The organism is Bacteroidota bacterium, from assembly GCA_008933805.1.
Lineage (GTDB): Bacteria > Bacteroidota > Bacteroidia > UBA8524 > UBA8524 > SB11.
Window position 1 is genome coordinate 40,098 of sequence record WBUH01000017.1, and the last position, 16,970, is coordinate 57,067.

Genomic DNA, 16,970 nt, shown 5'->3' on the forward strand with positions numbered 1-16,970 from the left:
ACGGTTGTTTGGATGATTTAATAAGTTTTAAAGTAAGCTCAGGGCAAACCATCACCGCCACCCAATGGGATTTTGGCGATGGTAATACCTCCACCCAATCGGCACCCGGTTACAAATACAATGTGGCAAAAGCATACACAGTAACGGCTATTGTTACACTTCAAAACGGAACCAAGTGCACCGCTACACACAACATCATTATCCATCCCAAGCCCATCAGTAATTTTTCGGTAAACGGTAACAGTTCATTTTGTTTCTCTAAAAACAATGTCTGTATTACTGATAACTCAACACCGGGGGCTACGGGTAATCCTATTGCTCAGCGGGTGTTTTTGTGGGACGACGGGGCAGGAGATAATTCAACAAACCCCTCGGCTCAAAAGGTATTGTGTCACACATATCTTCAAACAGGCACTTATACCCTTATTATGGAAACTACCGACGATAAGGGATGTATTGCCAAGAGTTCACAAAAAATTACGGTGCAGCCCGATTACGATGCCGACATGGCGTATGATTTAACCGTAAACCCTTCAGATTGTAAGTTTACCGTGTGTTTTACCAATAAAACCAAGCCAAAGGATACTGCAAACGTAAGCAGTTATATGTGGGATTTTGGCGACGGTAATACCAACAACAATATGGTAAATTATGATTCGGTTTGCCATGTGTATCCCAATAGCGGTAATTACACCGCCAAACTGATAGTAAAACATAAAAGCGGTTGTTCTGATACTGCCTTCACCACCATAAACATCACCAAGCCCAAAATTAACTTTAAGCTCAAAATACCTGATTCGGTATGTTTGGGTACCATGGGCCAGTTTTTAAATGATACCACCAATAACGGGGCCTTGTACCGTTGGTTCATTAAAGATTCGGCTACCAATATAGAGCGCCCGATGACGGGTTTAAACAACCCCATTGATGTTAGCTTCACAACTCCCGGTAAGTTTTATATTAAACTGAATATACTGGTAGATAACTGCCAGCAAAACGGTTATGATTCAGTAGTTGTGCGTTGCCCCAGTGCAGGATTACTTCCCTTAAACAATCGTTTGTGCGATGCAGGTGATACTACTTATTTCTGCAATAGCAGTTGTTATTATCAATCATACAACTATAAACAGATATGGGATTACGGACATGGTGAGGCGTGCACAACGGATACGAAAAACGGAATAAATACCAACCGTAACTGCCGTTTTTCAGTGGATAATAACGGTAAGCACTTGTATGGCTTTACGGATACAAGTAAATCGTATGCGTGTTTTACGCCATCATTATATATTGTTGACACAGTAACGGGGTGTGAAAGTACAGGTTCTAATCTGGTAATGTTGGGTATGCCCCCGTTGGACAGCTTGAAAGTGGTTGAGCAGGTTTCGGAATACTGTACCGATATTGGTGGGATAAACAGCGAACGGGTAGTGAGTTTTTTAATTTCGGGGTTGAGTTGTAACCAAGCCTGGAATATGTATCTCAATTTCGACTCAGCAAGAGGCAAAGACTTGTTTTCAAAAGTAACGCCTAATCCCCCCCCACAATTCAGGTACACTTACACGGGCAATCCTACTGGTGATGTTACCATTGGTTTTGTGGTGCAAAACGGAAACCCTACAGTATCAAAATCGTGCTTTGATACGCTGACGATTAAAGGAAAAACTTGTGAAGACACAGTATGGTACCACCATAAATTTAATATGGCGGCAATACCTAACCCCAAGGTAGGATATTATGACGATAGAGGGTGTTCACCTTTTAATTTTACGGTTAGACCCGAAGATACCGTGCAGTATGGGGTGCATAAAATGAAATGGGAGTGGGGGGATAGTACTGCCGATAGTTTGGTACTAAATCCGGGCGACTCAATAATTCCTGTGAGATACCATACTTACCGTAAGAATGGCTTGTACACTGTAATACTCACCATGACAAATAGCAAAGGTTGTTCGGAGCTTGAGTATATGTTGATTGGGCTGGGGTATGACAATTTTGTGGATTACGACAGTATTGTATGTGCAGGAGACTCTGTGGAACTGAAAGAATACGTTTCTTATTTTGACAATGCCCATCCGTTTTGGAAAGACAGTTCACGGTTGGCTCAGCCAAATAAAGAAAAACTGTTTTGGGATTTTGACGACGGTAAAGGCTTTGTTACCAAAAAGCCTGAAACAAAAGTGGTGTTTGCCAATGAAGGTACTTACCGTGTGCGAATGGCTACTGAAGACAGTACCGCTTGCCGTGATACTTTTACATTTTATATACGGGCTGTAAAAGCCGATGCATACATACGCAGTATGCGGGATACTTTTTATTGCAACGATAATATCATACGGTTTTACGATTCCTCATTCGGTAGTCCGCAAATACCCGGTGATGTGGTGGTGGGCTGGCATTGGGAGTTTGGCGATTTTAAAACCCCCAGCTACCTGAAAGACCCTTACCATTTTTACAGTTCGTACGGACAAAAAGTTGTTTCTGTAGCGGTAAAATCTGCGGCAGGATGTAGGGACACTGCCTATAAAACCATTTATATCGATGGGCCGGTTCCGTATTTTGAGATTATTTCCGATTCGGTGGGTTGCGACCCGTTGAAGATAGAATTAGACAATACTTCAAAGCGGGTAAAAACTTGGATTTGGAGCATGGGTGACCCTGCCAACACAACTATAAATACTGATAAGGATTCAAACATTAAGTTTACCTATACCCCGCCCGGCACTTATTACATTAAGCTGTTCGGTGCGGATAGCATTTATAATCCTAATACGGGTAATACTTATTTCTGCTCGGCTACCTACCCCGATACTCCTTTGGTGAAAAAGGTGGTGGTGATACCCAATTATCCCGTGGGGATGGATATACCCGATACCATTTGTCAAAACAATCCTGCAATCATAAAAAGCGTATCAGCATCGCGGTACGATGATTTCCGTTGGTGGATGGGCAATGGGGATAGCGTATTTACCGATACGGAAACGTTTGTGTACATCTATCCCGATGCAGGTAATTTCAGGATTGACTTTAAACCAACGTATGCCCCTAATCAGTGGGAACGTTTGTGTATTGCTGATACGTTTAAAGACATTACGGTAATACCCATTGAAGCTGATTTTGACATTAATCCCAACTCAAAAGAGCCGGTATTTCATTTCACCAATAAATCAACCAATGCAGTGCGGTACGAGTGGGACTTCGGACATCCGGCTTCTGGTAATGATAATAAATCAACGCTTAAAGACCCCTCTCACAATTACAAAACCAGTTTGGGCACGTTTACTGTGTGTTTGCGAGCTTATAATAAAGAAGAGTGCGTAGATACCGTATGCAAGCAAGTAAGCAATAATTACCTGCCCAGATTGTTTATTCCCAATGCTTTTTCGCCGCAGGGAAATGATACCACCAACTTACGTTTTGATATTGATATTTACTTAGCGGGCTATTATCACCTAAACATCTTTAACCGTTGGGGCGAGAAGGTGTTTGAAGGTTTTGAAGACGGTGAAGGAAACTTAGACGGCCTTAACTGGGATGGTAAACACTTTATAACAGGCAGTCTGTGCCCATCAGGGGTGTATTTTGTAGTGTTTGAATACGAGATTGTAGGGCTGGAAGGCAAAAACACCTACAAAGGCACGCTAAATCTTTTTAGGGAAGAGTAAGGAACTATTTGTCCTCTTTAATAATCACAAACACGTCTTCGTTGTCTTTTTTCATCAAGTACTTTTCACGTGCAAATTTTTCAAGACTATCGGGGTGGGTAAATAGTGCGTTGTACTCGCTGCGGGCAATATCAGCCTGCTCGCGGTAGTAATCACGCTCTTCAATAGCTTCGTTGTAGGTGCGTTGCAAACGCCAAACATCCCACCAGTTGTTTTTGTCAAAAAAACTCATCCACACCACAAAAGTGCCTACTACTACCAAATAGCGGTATTTATAAAGAAACCGTACTATCACACCACAAAGTTAGAGTATTAATAATGCTTGGGTAAAAAACTTACTGTGGATTTGTGGATTAGTAAAAAATTGGTGCTTGATGATTAGTGGTTGAGGGATTAGGGATTAGGGAGGGTATCAACATTGTAAAAAAAATAAATGTTGAATGAAAAATACACCTACTCTACCCACAGCAGCAGCCCCTTCAGGTATTCTCCTTCGGGATGGAAGATGTTTACAGGGTGATCGGGCGGTTGGGTAAGGTGTTTCAAAATGCGCACATTACGACGGGCATCAGCCGCAGCCCCGAACACGATTTTTTGAAACAAGGTTTTATCAATGTTTTGTGAGCACGAGAAAGTAAAAATCAACCCACCGGGTTTTATTTTCTTCATCGCTACCATGTTCAACTCTTTGTAACCCCTTGTAGCATTAGGCACTGAACGTGCGTTTTTGGCAAACGCAGGCGGGTCAAGCACCATTATATCATATTCTTCGCGAGTTTGTTTTAAGTAATCAAAACAATCTTGTGCAATGGCTTGGTGGCGGCTTTCGTAACCATTCAGTAGTACGTTTTCTTCGCACTGTGCAATCGCATCTTTCGAAATATCTACCGAGTGTACCTGTGTAGCTCCACCGGCCAACGCATATACGCTAAAGCCTCCTGTGTAGCTAAAAGTGTTCAGTATGCTTTTACCCTGCGAAAGCGTTTTTAGTAGTTGGCGGTTATCGCGTTGGTCGATAAAGAAACCTGTTTTTTGTCCGGTTTCTACATTCACCTTAAACTTTTGTCCGTTTTCAATAACGTCTAAGGGCATTTCAATAGATTCGCCCAACCAGTCTTGCGCCCCAATCCCTTCAAGCACTTGCGAGCTGTTTTTGGTTTTCAGGTAAATATGCTTAAACCCTAAACGGCGGAACTCAGCCTCAATAACAGGTATTAGCTTTTCGGTACCCTTTATCAGTATTTGAGCCACCACTACATTACCATACACATCGGCAATAATACCGGGAAAGAAGTCGCCTTCGGCGTGCAGTAAGCGGTAGCAGTTGGTGTTGCTAAAATCAACAATGCTTTGGCGCATTTGGTAAGCCCGTTCAATTTTGGCTTGCCAATACGCCTCGTCAATCTCAACGGGGTTTTGCGTAAATTCAAAAATACGGCAGCATATCTGGCTGTTAGGGTTAAAAAAACCATAGCCAAGCAAGCTGTTATCGTTGCTGCGTATTTCAATAATTTCTCCGTTTTCGGCAGCAGGAGTATGCTGCACAGCCCCTGTAAACAGCCAAGGGTGGCGGTTGATTACCGCACGCTCTTTTTTGGGTTTAAGTACAAGGGCTTTCATTAATTATTGGGCCTCCGCTTTAAAAATTTTCGCATCGGCATAAAACGTTCCGAAAGGAAATATCGAAGCCAATAATGTAATGATAACCTTTCTGGCGTTCCAGCTATAATCAATACTTACTTGTATTGCTGCCAATACATACAGAATAAATAAAATACCGTGTGCCATACCAACTACTTCTACTGCTTGCGGCATACCCATTGCATATTTCAGCGGCATTGCAACAAACATTAATAGTATTAGCGATATACCTTCGGCAAATCCTATTAATCTCAATCGTCCTAACGAGGTTTTCAGCATTGTACTATTATTTGTTAGGGTTAATACCACGTTTTTTAGCCATGTCTTCCAAACGTTGCTGGAAGGCTGATTTCTTAACAGGTTTCTTTTTATTCTCCTGAATTTTGCGGTGAAGAGCATCTTCATCTACAAAACGACGGATAATAAACTGCTGTGCAATAGAAACCATGTTGGTTAAGAAGTAATAGTAAGTTAAGCCTGCTGCGTAGTTGTTAAAGAACCCAAGGAAGAAAATAGGCATAATATAACCGATGTACTTCATTTGCCCTGTAACACCTGTAAGCTGGTTATTCAGCATGGTGTAGATAAGGGTAGAAACCGTCATCAGCAGGGTAAACAAGCTCACGTGGTCGCCGTAAATGTCATATATCAAAGGAATCTTACCAAAATCCAAAATGCTATCGTAAGTACTCAAGTCAAACGCCCACAAGAAGCTTTGTTGCCTTAGCTCGATAGAATTAGGGAAGAACTGGAACATGGCAATAAGGAAAGGCATTTGTAACAGCAACGGTAAGCAACCGCCCAAAGGAGATACGCCTGCACGTTTAAACAATGCCATTTGCTCTTGTTGTATCTTTTGCAAGTTGTCGCCGTGTTTGGCTTTCAGTTCGTCAATCTCAGGCTTCAAAATACGCATCTTAGCCGATGAGATATAAGAGCGGTACACCAAACCAAACAACAGGGCTTTGATAATCAAGGTCATTAACAAAATAATGATACCGTAATTACCCGTTACCTTGTTCAGGTACTTGAATATCGGCAAAATCATGCCCTTGTTTATCCAACCGAAAATACCCCAGCCCAACTGTACCAACTTATCCATTCCAAGGTCAAGTTTCTTCAACTCCTCATATTTGTTAGGACCGAAGTAGAACTTCATGTTCACCGCTTGATTCTCTTCGGTAACATTAGCAAGTATGGTGCTGGCCTTCAATGTTTTCACATAGTAAGGGTTGGCTATGTCTTCGCTTTCAATAGTAGCACCGCTGAAACCTTCGGGAGAAAGTGATATAAGCGTAGTATTAAAGAACTTTTGCTTGAATGAAACCCACTCTAAACCACCCGCAGGTTTTTGCTGCTCATACTTGGTTTCAGAAATGTAATCCACCTCTTTATCCAAGCCCCTGTAATAAACAGTTGAGGCTTCTTTTTCAGCTTTTAAAGCGTGCTCTTGCAAAGGCATACTAACCTGCCAATCCATTTGCATAAAACGCTGTGTATTTGATAGGTAGTTTTTAATCCCTACCATCTTCACAGTATAAAACAACTCGTAGCTATTGGGTTTCAACCAATATACCTGTTCAAGGTATTGAGTTTCAGAAAAGGCTATTTTTAGTGAAAGGATGCTCGAATCGCCTTTTACGGTTACGTTTTTAGCCGATGGGGTAAAATACAACCTCGAAGTCGAATCGCTAAATCCGTCAGCCGAAACAAAACGGATGTTAAACTTAGCATCGTTGTTTTCGAACAGAATTAACGGCTCTTGGGTTTCAACACCTTCGTGTTTTGCGCGCTTATAGTTTTTTAACTCTACTGATTGAGGGTGACCGCCTTTGGTAGAAAGCTGTACTTTAATCAGTTCGTTTTCAATGGTTACAAGTTCTTTGGTGCCCTCGGCAAAACGGCCAAAAGTACCTACGGGACCTTGTTTAACAACTGATGCAGTATCAGTGCTGTCGTTACGTTGAACGGTATCAGCGGCAACAGCAGTGGCAGCGGTTGCTTTTGCAGTAGAATCAGCAACACGTTGTATTTGTGCAATGCTGTCTTGTTTTTTGCGGGCGGCTTCAATTTCGCCAACATTATCGCGGGTAAGGAAAAAATACCCTACCATAATTACCATTATCAGCGATAAACCTATTATCGAATTTCTATCCATTGGTCTTTTCTAATCGAGGCGCAAAGGTAGGATTTGGGGGGGAATGTACAAGGGGTAAAAATCTCTTTCGGTAAGCGGGGCAAAACCTTCTATCAAATAAAGGTTGTTATCAGTTAATGAAGAGTTTAATCCTTTGCTTTTCATAAGCGGCAGGTTTTATACCTGCCGTCCGACGGGCATAAAGCCCGCCTTTAGTAAAATGTATCGTTCCGAATGGTTTTAAACCATTCGGAACGATACACTCAAAAGGTCTTAATTTTATATTCAGACTTGATGATCTTATGATAAAATTAAAGCGCGGACAGATATTGTTAGGTAATTTCCTTTGTTTTAAAATAAGCAAACTGTTTCTTGAAAACATAACTTTGCCTTGTGCAGATAAAAGACATTACACAATACCTTGAAACAATAGCTCCGCTGGCTTTGCAAGAAAGCTACGATAACAGCGGCTTGATAGTAGGGGATAGGCAAACACCCGTAAAAGGCATTTTAATAAGCCTTGATTGTACCGAAGAAGTGGTGCAGGAGGCTATAGAAAAAGGCTGCAATTTGATTGTTTCTCACCACCCCATTGTTTTTAGCGGGTTAAAAAAGATTACCGGCGCCAATTACATTGAGCGGGTGGTAATAAAAGCGATACAAAACAACATAGCCTTATATGCTATACACACCAATCTTGATAATGTGCTGAAAAGTGGTGTGAACGGAAAAATTGCTGAGAAATTGGGATTGAAGAATACCCGCATACTATCACCCAAAGGTGAAATACTTTGTAAATTGGTAACGTATTGTCCCACTGCACAAGCCGATGCGTTGAGACAGGCAATATTTGAAGCAGGTGCAGGAGTGATTGGCAACTACGACCAATGCAGTTTTAACAGTGATGGAATAGGTACGTTTAGGGGGAATGATGGCGCAGACCCATTTGTGGGCAAGGTGGGCGAGCTGCACAAAGAAAACGAAGTGCGGATAGAGACTGTTTTTCCTGCATGGGCACAAAATAGTGTGGTAGCGGCTTTATTGGCGGCACACCCTTATGAAGAAGTGGCGTACGACGTGTATGCACTTAAAAACAAACATCCGCAAACGGGAGCGGGCATTATAGGCTCATTGTCCGATGAGATGGATGCCAACGTTTTTTTAGAACATCTGAAAAACACAATGAAAGCCGACGGAATACGTTATACATCGTATGCAAAAAAAATAAAAACAGTGGCAGTGTGTGGCGGGTCGGGTAGTTTTTTGTTACGCGATGCAATGGCACAAAAGGCCGATGTATTAGTTACTGCCGACTTTAAATACCACCAGTTTTTTGATGCTGAAGGCCGCATTATGATTGCCGATATAGGCCATTATGAAAGCGAGCAATACACAATTGAACTTTTAGGCGAGATTTTAAATAAAAAATTCACTACTTTTGCGGTTCTTTTTACGCAAGTAAATACAAACCCAGTAAACTATTATAAATAGATGGAAGCTACCATTGAAGAAAAACTGAAGGCTCTGCACACATTGCAGCAAATTGATTCGCAGATTGATAAAATTAAATCAGTTCGCGGGGAGTTGCCAATGGAAGTTGCTGACCTTGAGGACGATATTACCGGCCTTGAAACTCGTATTCAGAAATTTAATGCTGAGATAGAAGAGTTTGAAGAGAACATTCAGGCCAACAAAAACAAAATTAAAGATGCCCAAACCTTCATTAAGAAATACGAAGGGCAGCTTACCAATGTGAAAAACAACCGTGAGTTTGACGCATTGAACAAAGAAATTGAAATCCAAGGTCTTGAAATCCAAGCGGCTGAAAAGCGTATCAACGAAGCGAAGCGTTCGATAGATCTTAAAAAGGAGATAATTGCTTCTTCTACTACTGAGTTGGAAGGTCGTCGTATTGACCTTGAAAACAAAAAGAAAGAGTTGAACAACATTGTGGGCGAGACTGAGAAAGAAGAGCAAGAGTTGATGAAAACCCGCAACAAAGCTGAAAAAGATATCGAAGAGCGTTTGCTGTTTGCTTACAACCGTATCCGCGGATCTGTAAAGAACGGTATTGCCGTAGCTACAGTTATCCGTAACTCTTGCAGCGGTTGCTTCGGTACTATTCCTTTGCAAATGCAGTCTGACATCCGCCAGCACAAACGCATTATCATTTGCGAACACTGCGGACGTATTTTGGTTGATTCGCACAAAGAAGAAGAGGAAGAAATGGTAGAGCGTTTTATGGCCTAAAACCATATGACAGCGATACACAACAACATACACAAAAGGCTTTTGGCAACTGCTGCCAAAAGCCTTTTTGTTTTTATAGCTTTACTCATAACCACCAGCCGTGGTTTGTATGCCGGTTTTGACTATAGCGCTAACTATCAGGCGGCAATGAAAGAAATTCTGTCGCTGAAATTGGAAAGCGGTAGTGCAATACTTGCCAAAGAAAAGGCAGCGAATCCTAATAACACGTTAGTGATTTTGGGCGAAGACTATGTTGACTTTTTTAAGATACTGATTAACGAAAACAAAGCCGAATATGATAAACTGGTGCCCAACTTCTCAGCACGTTTAACGGCTTTAGAGAAGGGGGATAAAAACTCACCTTGGTACAATTACAGTCGCGCCGAAGTTTATGTACATTGGGCAACACACCGTTTACGTTTTGGTGAGTATTTTAAAGCCGCTACAGAAATACGTGAGGCATATAAAATACTTGAGGAGAATATTAAAAAGTACCCTGATTTTTTGCCCAACAAAAAAACAATGGGCATGCTTGAAACCATTGTGGGAACTATCCCTGAAAACTATCAATGGATGGCAAACATCGTGGGGCTTGATGGGGATATAAGCAGTGGAATTGCAAAAATTGAGACCATCATAAAAAGTACCGCCAAACTGGATTATTTGCCTTTGCAAAAGCAGGAAGCACTGTTTATTTATGTGTACCTTCAAATGTTTGTGTTAAAGAAACCGCAAGAGGCATGGGTATTGGTTGAGAAAAACACCAACGACTATCAAACCAACCTGTTGAATTGCTATTTGCGGGCAAACATTGCGCTTAAATGCAAGAAGACGGATGTGGCTATTGAAACCTTAAAGAAACGCCCTACAGGAAAAGAATACCACAAGTTTTATTATTTGGACTATCTGATGGGGCAGGCAAAGCTGTACAGAAACGATGCCGATGCGGATAAATACTTCAAAATGTATGTTTCGTTCCATCCCGGCCAGAATTATATTAAAAGTGCTTACATCCGCCTTTCGTGGTTTTACTTTTTAAAGAAAGAAACGGCCACTTACGAGCGTTACCGTTCAATGGCTTCACGCTATGGAGCCGAGGAGATTGAGGAGGACAAACGGGCACAAAAAGAGGCAAAAGCCGGTGTAGCAACCGATGAAGTTTTGCTGAAAGGTATGTTGTTTTTTGATGGCGGATATAATGATAAGGCACTGGCTACGCTAAATAGCGTTACCGAATCGAGATATTCAACTGCTGAACAAAAACTGGAGTATAACTACAGAAAAGCAAGGGTGTATCACGAGATGGGTAAAACCGATCTTGCTATTGAGTTGTACAAAAAAGTAATGACCGATGGTAAAGATTTAACGGTGTATTATGCGGCCAATAGTTGTTTGTTATTGGGCAATATACACGAAGACAAAGGTGAATACGGAAACGCTTGCAATCGCTACAAGCAATGCGCAGACTATAAAAACAAAGAGTATCGAAACAGTATTTTGCAAAAAGCCAAAGCCGGTATGAAGCGGCTAGGGTGCAAATAATTCTTACCAAAAAATTATCTGGTAAATCTTAGTGTGTGATTTTCTCCATTGTTTAGCACCTTTATATTCTACCGCTTTTCCTTTCGTATAAACAATAAAGCTCACCTCGTTTGATTGGAAGTAGTCGGCAAGTCTGTCGCCGGGCATATCAATACTTTGGCGGGTAAACTTGTGTCTCTTAAAGTTTTCGTTAAACAGGTGTTTAATACTATTATCAGTAAAGGTAATACCGTTGCTATACACCACAGTTACAGAGTCGGCCACAGAAAATGGAGGCTCTCCGTAAATGCTTAGGTTAATCACAACATCTTTTTTTACAGTATCGCCCTTTATGTAAGTATAGTCAGCAGTTAGTTTATCTCCATCGACAGTTTTGAAATCAATAGGCTTGATATAAAAAAGCATTTTGCCCTCGCCCTTAAAGTACGATTCTGCATACTCTGTTATCTTTCCACCATTTCCGGTTACTCGCAATCCTCCGCACGAATACCAAAAACAAGCAGCCATACTGAGGTATAACAGTATTTTATTTCTTCTTCTCATCTTCACAAATCATTTGTTTAAAAAAGGCGTCAACATTATTATAGAACTCATCGCGGGTTTCAACTTTATCAAACACCGCATCTACTAATACCGAGTTTGTTAAATTCTTCTGCTTGAAATGTATTTTAACAAGGTTTTGTCCGTTGGTTTTTAGGATGTTATAGCAGTGGTATTGCGTGCTATCCATTTCTTTCACTTGTTGATTAACAATAGTTATTGAGCTGTCAGCCTTTATTTTCTCAGCTATTTTATCCGGCAAATCACCCAATACAAAACTGAAATAGCGTTTGCCCTCATCAGTAACCGTCAGTTTATTAATATAGCATTGCACATCCTTCACCCGCAATACGCTGTCATAAAGCTTCAAGGCCTCTTTGCTTACACCGGTTTCTTTTTCATCGCTATCAAGCACGTAGCAGCCAATCATTCCGTAATTCATCTTGGTTTTGGTTTTGCAAGAAGCAAAAGCTACAATGGCAAAAAGGGCTATCAGTTTTAGTAGTTTCATCAATATTTGTTTTATGGGCAAAATAAAAAAAGAGTAACAATGCTGTTACTCTTTTTTAGTATTTGTAATAACTGGGAATAATTATTCACCGGTTACGATACATTCGTACTTGATGTAAAGGTTAAGAATGTTAAAGGTTTTGAAGTCAACAGTAGATATTTTAGAAATACCACCGTCTTTAGCTGCTGACATAATGCTGGCGTCAGCGTCAAAACACAATACTCCAAGGTAACAAGCACCTGAAGCGCGACCAACTTTTGAACCTACTTCGTTGCTAGTAGCAGCAACAGGAACAGTTAGTGAACAAGAAGCAATGCTTAAAGCAGCAAACAAAACTAGTGTTGATTTGATTAACTTTTTCATAGACAATATTTTTAAGTGTAAAGCAATAATAACCATTTTTAGCGGTTTTCCAAATCTTGCCCGTATGAAAAATTTATAACCTGCTATTTTCCACCAAAAAAAGTAACTTCGCCGCCCTTTCAGCAAAGGCAGGTCATGCAGAACTTTTGGCAACAATACCGCAGCGATATCAGGCAAACTTTTTTGCTCAGTCTGCCTATTATTATAGGTCAGCTGGGTAATATTTTAATGGGGTTGTTTGATAATGCAATGGTAGGAGCAATGACATCCACAGCATTCGATCCTAATGAGCCTGAAAGATACGGTGCAATGGCAGTAGCGGCAGCAGGTGTAAGCAATGCTATTTATTTTTTGTTTACAGTGCTTGGCGTGGGTATTATGATGGCTGTTTCAACATTAGTTTCCATTAGTAAAGCAAAGGATGACACAGCCGCTTGCGGAGGGTATTTAAAGTATAGCATTGTAGCTTCGTTTCTTATAACCGTTTTGCTTACAGTTGTTTTGTTATTGATGATTGATAACATAGAGTTGTTTGTAAAGGGGGAATTGATACAGAAAATGGGGCGTGAGTATTTGTTTATTATAACACTGGGCACATTTCCTATGTTGGCGGGGTTGGCGGTTAAAAACTTTACCGACGGACTTTCTTACACCAAACCCGCTATGGTAATTACCTTAATAGGGGTGGTAATGAATATATTTCTGAACTGGCTATTTATTTATGGAAACTGGGGCTTCCCTGCATGGGAATTAAACGGAGCAGGTTACGCCACCGTCATATCTCGTGTTTTCATATTTGTAGCGCTATTGGTGTACGTTTTCCGTTCTAAACTATTGGCTGCATACAGGGTAATGCCTAAAGGAATTAACCTTGCATCACCACAATTAAAACAAATATTCAAAATTGGCTTGCCATCAGGCTTGCAATACTTTTTTGAGGTAGGAGCCTTTGCCGCCGCCAATGTAATGACTACCTGGATAGGCCCCTACCAGTCAGCAGCCCATCAGGTAGCCTTGTACTTAGCCGCTGTATCCTACATGATTTCAGTCGGGCTTTCATCAGGAGGGGCGATACGTGTTGGAACTGCATTTAGCGACAGAAATTTAGGAGCCATTAAACGCGCAGGCTATTCGGCACTTATATGGGTTACCTTCTCAATGGCAATAACGGCCTCAATATTTTTGATATTTAACCAAACCTTGCCTGGCTTGTTCAACAAGCAAGCCGATGTAATGGCCTACGCATCATCGTTACTACTTATAGCGGCTTTGTTCCAGTTTTCTGACGGGGCACAAGCCGTTGCATTGGGCATATTGCGCGGTGTTACCGATGTGCGTTACCCAACCGTAGTTACACTATTTGCTTACTGGGCGGTAGGTTTGCCTTTGGCCTATGTATTTGCCTTTAACTTTGATTTGGGAGTAGAGGGTATTTGGTATGGCCTCACCATAGGACTTACAATCTCAGCGGTATTGCTTACCCGTCGTTTTTGGGTACTTACAACGAAGAAGAGCCCCTTTTCACCGAAATTTGATTAGCTTTTTTGAGGCTAACCATACATACTGTATTTTTGTCGCCCATTAACTTATTATTACCATGATAAAAAAAGTAGTACTATCCTTATTCCTAGCCTTTAGCATGCTTGCTGCTAATGCCTCGTTCGAACCGTCTGACGAGGGAATGTGGCTGCCCATTTTGCTAAAAAAATACAATTACGACCAAATGAAAAAGCTGGGCTTGAAACTTAAGCCAGAGCAGATTTATGACGTAAATAAAGCCAGCCTGAAAGATGCCATCCTTTGGTTTGGCGGAGGTTGTACAGGTGAAATAGTATCGGGTACAGGGTTGGTACTTACTAACCACCACTGCGGATACGGAGCCATACAATCACACAGTACAGTTCAAGATAACATCTTAGACAATGGCTTTTGGGCTAAAACACTAGCCGAAGAAAAACAAAACGCCGGTCTTAGCGTATCACTATTGGTGCGTATGGAAGATGTATCATCGCAAATAATGCCTGCTTTGATGGGCTTAAACGATGAGCAAAAAGCCGGAAAAATTAAAGAACTAAGCGATACAATTGCTAAAAGGGCTACCAATGGTACTCACTACGAAGCATTTGTAAAAGACATCTTTAAAAACAACCAATACATACTATATGTAATGGAGCGCTTTACCGATATTCGTTTAGTAGGAACTCCCCCTCAAAACATTGGTAAATTTGGTGGTGATACTGATAACTGGATGTGGCCGCGTCACACCGGTGATTACTCAATGTTCCGTATCTACGCCAACAAAGAGAATAAACCTGCTGATTACTCAACCGAGAACGTACCCTACAAACCCAAATACTCACTTTCAATTTCATTGGATGGTGTTAAAGAAGGCGATTACGCTATGATTATGGGTTTCCCCGGTCGCACCAACCGTTACGAAACCGCAATGGGTATCCAGATGGCAATTGATAAAGTAAACCCTGCCATTGTGAAATTGCGTGAAAAAAGGCTAGAATTGATGAAGCAACAAATGAGCAAAGACGTTGCTGTTCGTATTCAACTATCATCACGTTATGCTCAAATTGCTAACTACTGGAAATACTTCATCGGCCAAACCGAGCAAATCAAACGTCTTAAAGTAGTTGACCAAAAGAAAGCCGACGAAGCCAAGTTTAAAACATGGGCAGAAGGTAAAGCCGAATACGCTAACCTCTTCAATAACATTGATAAAGCCTACGCTGAGTACTTGCCTATTTGTACACACCGCACCTATTTGAGTGAAGGTATCTTGGGTTCAATCATTCTTAACCAAGCATCAGGTTTTGCAAGTTTGGATAAAGCCCTTGCCGAAGGTAAAGAAGATGCAAAAACTAAAGCCGTTGATGGTTTGAAAAAACGCACAGAAGCTATCTTTAAACTATACAACCCAACTGTTGAAGAAAACATATTGGCTGCAATGTTGGGCTACTTCTACTCTGATATTCCTAAAGACCAACACCCTGCTATTTTGGGTGAGATTTTGGCTCAATACCCCGGTGTTAGCGCTGATGAAGCCTTTACTAAATATGCCGCCAGCGTTATGGCAAACAGTATGATGGTATCGCAAGATAAAATCAACGCGTACTTAGCCAACCCAACGTTGGAAGCTTTGAATGCCGACCCTGCTTACAAGCTGGTAAAAGCATTTAACGATAACTACGATAAAAACTACAAAGCCCGTGTTGATGCATTTAATGCCGCTACAGCTAAAGAAGGTGAATTGTACATTAAAGGTTTGATGGCAATGGACCCGACCAGAAACTTTTATCCTGATGCTAACAGCACTTTCCGCCTAACCTATGGTTCGGTAAAAGGATATACCGCAAAAGATGCGGTAGTGTATAAGCACTTTACTACTCTTGACGGTGTTGAAGAGAAATATGTACCCGGTGATGACGAGTTTGATGTACCTGCAAAATTGTTGGAACTAAACCGTAACAACGACTTTGGTGCCTATGCTGATAAAGCCACCGGAGAATTGATTACCTGCTTTATTACTGATAACGATATTACCGGCGGTAATAGCGGTAGCCCTGTAATGAACGGTAAAGGTGAATTGATTGGTTTGGCATTTGACGGTAACTGGGAAGCAATGAGCGGTGATATTGTATTTGATACCCGCTACAAACGTACTATTAGCGTAGATATACGCTATGTATTGTTTACCATTGATAAACTGGCCGGTGCAACCAACATCATCAAAGAACTTAATCTTGTAAAAGGTGGTAAAAAAGTAACCATCTACTAAAATAGTTAACCAAAAATGGCGTGGAGGTACTATCTTGTACCTTTGCGCCATTTAATTTTTTAACCCATATGAAAAAGATATTGATATTGTTTGCTGCACTTGCTGCATTTACCGCTTGCGAAAAGAAACTACCCAGTACAGGTACTTTTGGCGACCAAAGCGTTACTGCCGATGCTGCTACCCCTATTGCTGAGTTTATGGCTACAGCAACAGAAGCTGAGAAAACAGGAAAAGTAACAGGTACTATTACTAAAGTGTGCCAAAGTAAAGGCTGCTGGTTTAACCTTGATTTGGGAAGCGATAAATATGTACGCATTATTACCAAAGACCACTCTTTTTCTATTCCTAAAGATGCCAGCGGTAAAACTGCCATTGCACAAGGTGTTTTAAGAACCAAAACAACCGATGTGGAGCGTTTGAAACACCTTGCGGAAGACGAAGGCAAAAGCAAAGAAGATATAGCTAAAATTACCGAGCCCAAAGTTGAATATGAGTTTGAGGCTACAGGGGTGATAATAAAGTAATAATATGGTT

General features: G+C 41.1%; 14 protein-coding genes. 7 read left to right on the forward strand and 7 right to left on the reverse strand.

Translation table 11 applies throughout. The features are described from left to right. Nucleotides 1-8 precede the first annotated feature (8 nt). Nucleotides 9-3,665 (forward strand): PKD domain-containing protein, encoded by a 3,657-nt coding sequence (locus tag F9K23_15245; protein ID KAB2914065.1) that lies wholly within the window; start codon nt 9-11, stop codon nt 3,663-3,665. A 4-nt stretch (nt 3,666-3,669) separates the two neighbouring features. On the opposite strand, the gene F9K23_15250 is transcribed toward F9K23_15245, so the two are convergent. The 4 genes from F9K23_15250 to yidC form a co-directional block, all read right to left on the reverse strand. Beyond that, the gene (locus F9K23_15250) at nt 3,670-3,960 is read right to left on the reverse strand and encodes a septum formation initiator family protein (GenBank protein KAB2914066.1); all 291 of its coding nucleotides are present in this window, start codon (nt 3,958-3,960) and stop codon (nt 3,670-3,672) included. Nucleotides 3,961-4,118: 158 nt separating this feature from the next. Then, a complete protein-coding gene (locus F9K23_15255) occupies nt 4,119-5,285 on the reverse strand; it encodes a class I SAM-dependent rRNA methyltransferase (protein KAB2914067.1) in 1,167 nt (388 codons plus the stop codon). A gap of 3 nt (nt 5,286-5,288) precedes the next feature. Further along, nucleotides 5,289-5,585, reverse strand: coding sequence for a DUF3817 domain-containing protein (locus F9K23_15260; GenBank protein ID KAB2914068.1), 297 nt, complete (start codon nt 5,583-5,585; stop codon nt 5,289-5,291). A 7-nt stretch (nt 5,586-5,592) separates the two neighbouring features. Continuing rightward, entirely contained in the window at nt 5,593-7,464 is a 1,872-nt protein-coding gene (gene yidC, locus F9K23_15265) for a membrane protein insertase YidC (GenBank protein KAB2914069.1), read from the reverse strand. Nucleotides 7,465-7,836: 372 nt separating this feature from the next. Here yidC and F9K23_15270 point away from each other — a divergent pair, with 372 nt between their 5' ends. Genes F9K23_15270 through F9K23_15280 form a run of 3 tightly spaced genes read left to right on the forward strand, consistent with a single transcriptional unit; the run spans nt 7,837 to nt 11,235 of the window. Further along, complete coding sequence (locus F9K23_15270) at nt 7,837-8,934, forward strand: Nif3-like dinuclear metal center hexameric protein (GenBank protein KAB2914070.1); 1,098 nt, start codon at nt 7,837-7,839, stop codon at nt 8,932-8,934. Next, the gene (locus F9K23_15275) at nt 8,935-9,693 is read left to right on the forward strand and encodes a hypothetical protein (GenBank protein KAB2914071.1); all 759 of its coding nucleotides are present in this window, start codon (nt 8,935-8,937) and stop codon (nt 9,691-9,693) included. Nucleotides 9,694-9,699: 6 nt separating this feature from the next. After that, nucleotides 9,700-11,235 (forward strand): tetratricopeptide repeat protein, encoded by a 1,536-nt coding sequence (locus F9K23_15280; protein KAB2914072.1) that lies wholly within the window; start codon nt 9,700-9,702, stop codon nt 11,233-11,235. Nucleotides 11,236-11,238: 3 nt separating this feature from the next. Here F9K23_15280 and F9K23_15285 read toward each other — a convergent pair whose 3' ends face one another. The 3 genes from F9K23_15285 to F9K23_15295 form a co-directional block, all read right to left on the reverse strand. Continuing rightward, nucleotides 11,239-11,778 (reverse strand): hypothetical protein, encoded by a 540-nt coding sequence (locus F9K23_15285; GenBank protein KAB2914073.1) that lies wholly within the window; start codon nt 11,776-11,778, stop codon nt 11,239-11,241. Further along, nucleotides 11,762-12,286 carry a hypothetical protein gene (locus F9K23_15290; protein KAB2914074.1) on the reverse strand — a complete coding sequence of 175 codons (525 nt, stop codon included), beginning with the start codon at nt 12,284-12,286 and terminating at the stop codon, nt 11,762-11,764. Before F9K23_15290 ends, F9K23_15285 begins: the two co-directional genes overlap by 17 nt. Before the next feature lie 81 nt (nt 12,287-12,367). Continuing rightward, nucleotides 12,368-12,649, reverse strand: a complete 282-nt coding sequence (locus tag F9K23_15295; protein ID KAB2914075.1) for a hypothetical protein — start codon at nt 12,647-12,649, stop codon at nt 12,368-12,370. Nucleotides 12,650-12,784: 135 nt separating this feature from the next. On the opposite strand from F9K23_15295, the gene F9K23_15300 reads away from it, so the two are divergent. The 3 genes from F9K23_15300 (at nt 12,785) to F9K23_15310 (ending at nt 16,960) form a co-directional block, all read left to right on the forward strand. After that, entirely contained in the window at nt 12,785-14,188 is a 1,404-nt protein-coding gene (locus F9K23_15300; GenBank protein KAB2914076.1) for an MATE family efflux transporter, read from the forward strand. A gap of 58 nt (nt 14,189-14,246) precedes the next feature. Continuing rightward, entirely contained in the window at nt 14,247-16,436 is a 2,190-nt protein-coding gene (locus F9K23_15305; GenBank protein KAB2914077.1) for a S46 family peptidase, read from the forward strand. A 68-nt stretch (nt 16,437-16,504) separates the two neighbouring features. Beyond that, nucleotides 16,505-16,960: a DUF4920 domain-containing protein gene (locus F9K23_15310; protein KAB2914078.1), complete on the forward strand. Its 456-nt coding sequence runs from the start codon at nt 16,505-16,507 to the stop codon at nt 16,958-16,960. Nucleotides 16,961-16,970 lie beyond the last annotated feature (10 nt).

Coding starts and splice junctions, on each gene's coding strand:
- F9K23_15310 (KAB2914078.1), top strand. CDS start 16,505: ATGAAAAAGATATTGATATTGTTTGCTGCACTTGCTGCATTTACCGCT.
- yidC (KAB2914069.1), bottom strand. CDS start 7,464: ATGGATAGAAATTCGATAATAGGTTTATCGCTGATAATGGTAATTATG.
- F9K23_15295 (KAB2914075.1), bottom strand. CDS start 12,649: ATGAAAAAGTTAATCAAATCAACACTAGTTTTGTTTGCTGCTTTAAGC.
- F9K23_15275 (KAB2914071.1), top strand. CDS start 8,935: ATGGAAGCTACCATTGAAGAAAAACTGAAGGCTCTGCACACATTGCAG.
- F9K23_15280 (KAB2914072.1), top strand. CDS start 9,700: ATGACAGCGATACACAACAACATACACAAAAGGCTTTTGGCAACTGCT.
- F9K23_15300 (KAB2914076.1), top strand. CDS start 12,785: ATGCAGAACTTTTGGCAACAATACCGCAGCGATATCAGGCAAACTTTT.
- F9K23_15285 (KAB2914073.1), bottom strand. CDS start 11,778: ATGAGAAGAAGAAATAAAATACTGTTATACCTCAGTATGGCTGCTTGT.
- F9K23_15255 (KAB2914067.1), bottom strand. CDS start 5,285: ATGAAAGCCCTTGTACTTAAACCCAAAAAAGAGCGTGCGGTAATCAAC.
- F9K23_15290 (KAB2914074.1), bottom strand. CDS start 12,286: ATGAAACTACTAAAACTGATAGCCCTTTTTGCCATTGTAGCTTTTGCT.
- F9K23_15260 (KAB2914068.1), bottom strand. CDS start 5,585: ATGCTGAAAACCTCGTTAGGACGATTGAGATTAATAGGATTTGCCGAA.
- F9K23_15305 (KAB2914077.1), top strand. CDS start 14,247: ATGATAAAAAAAGTAGTACTATCCTTATTCCTAGCCTTTAGCATGCTT.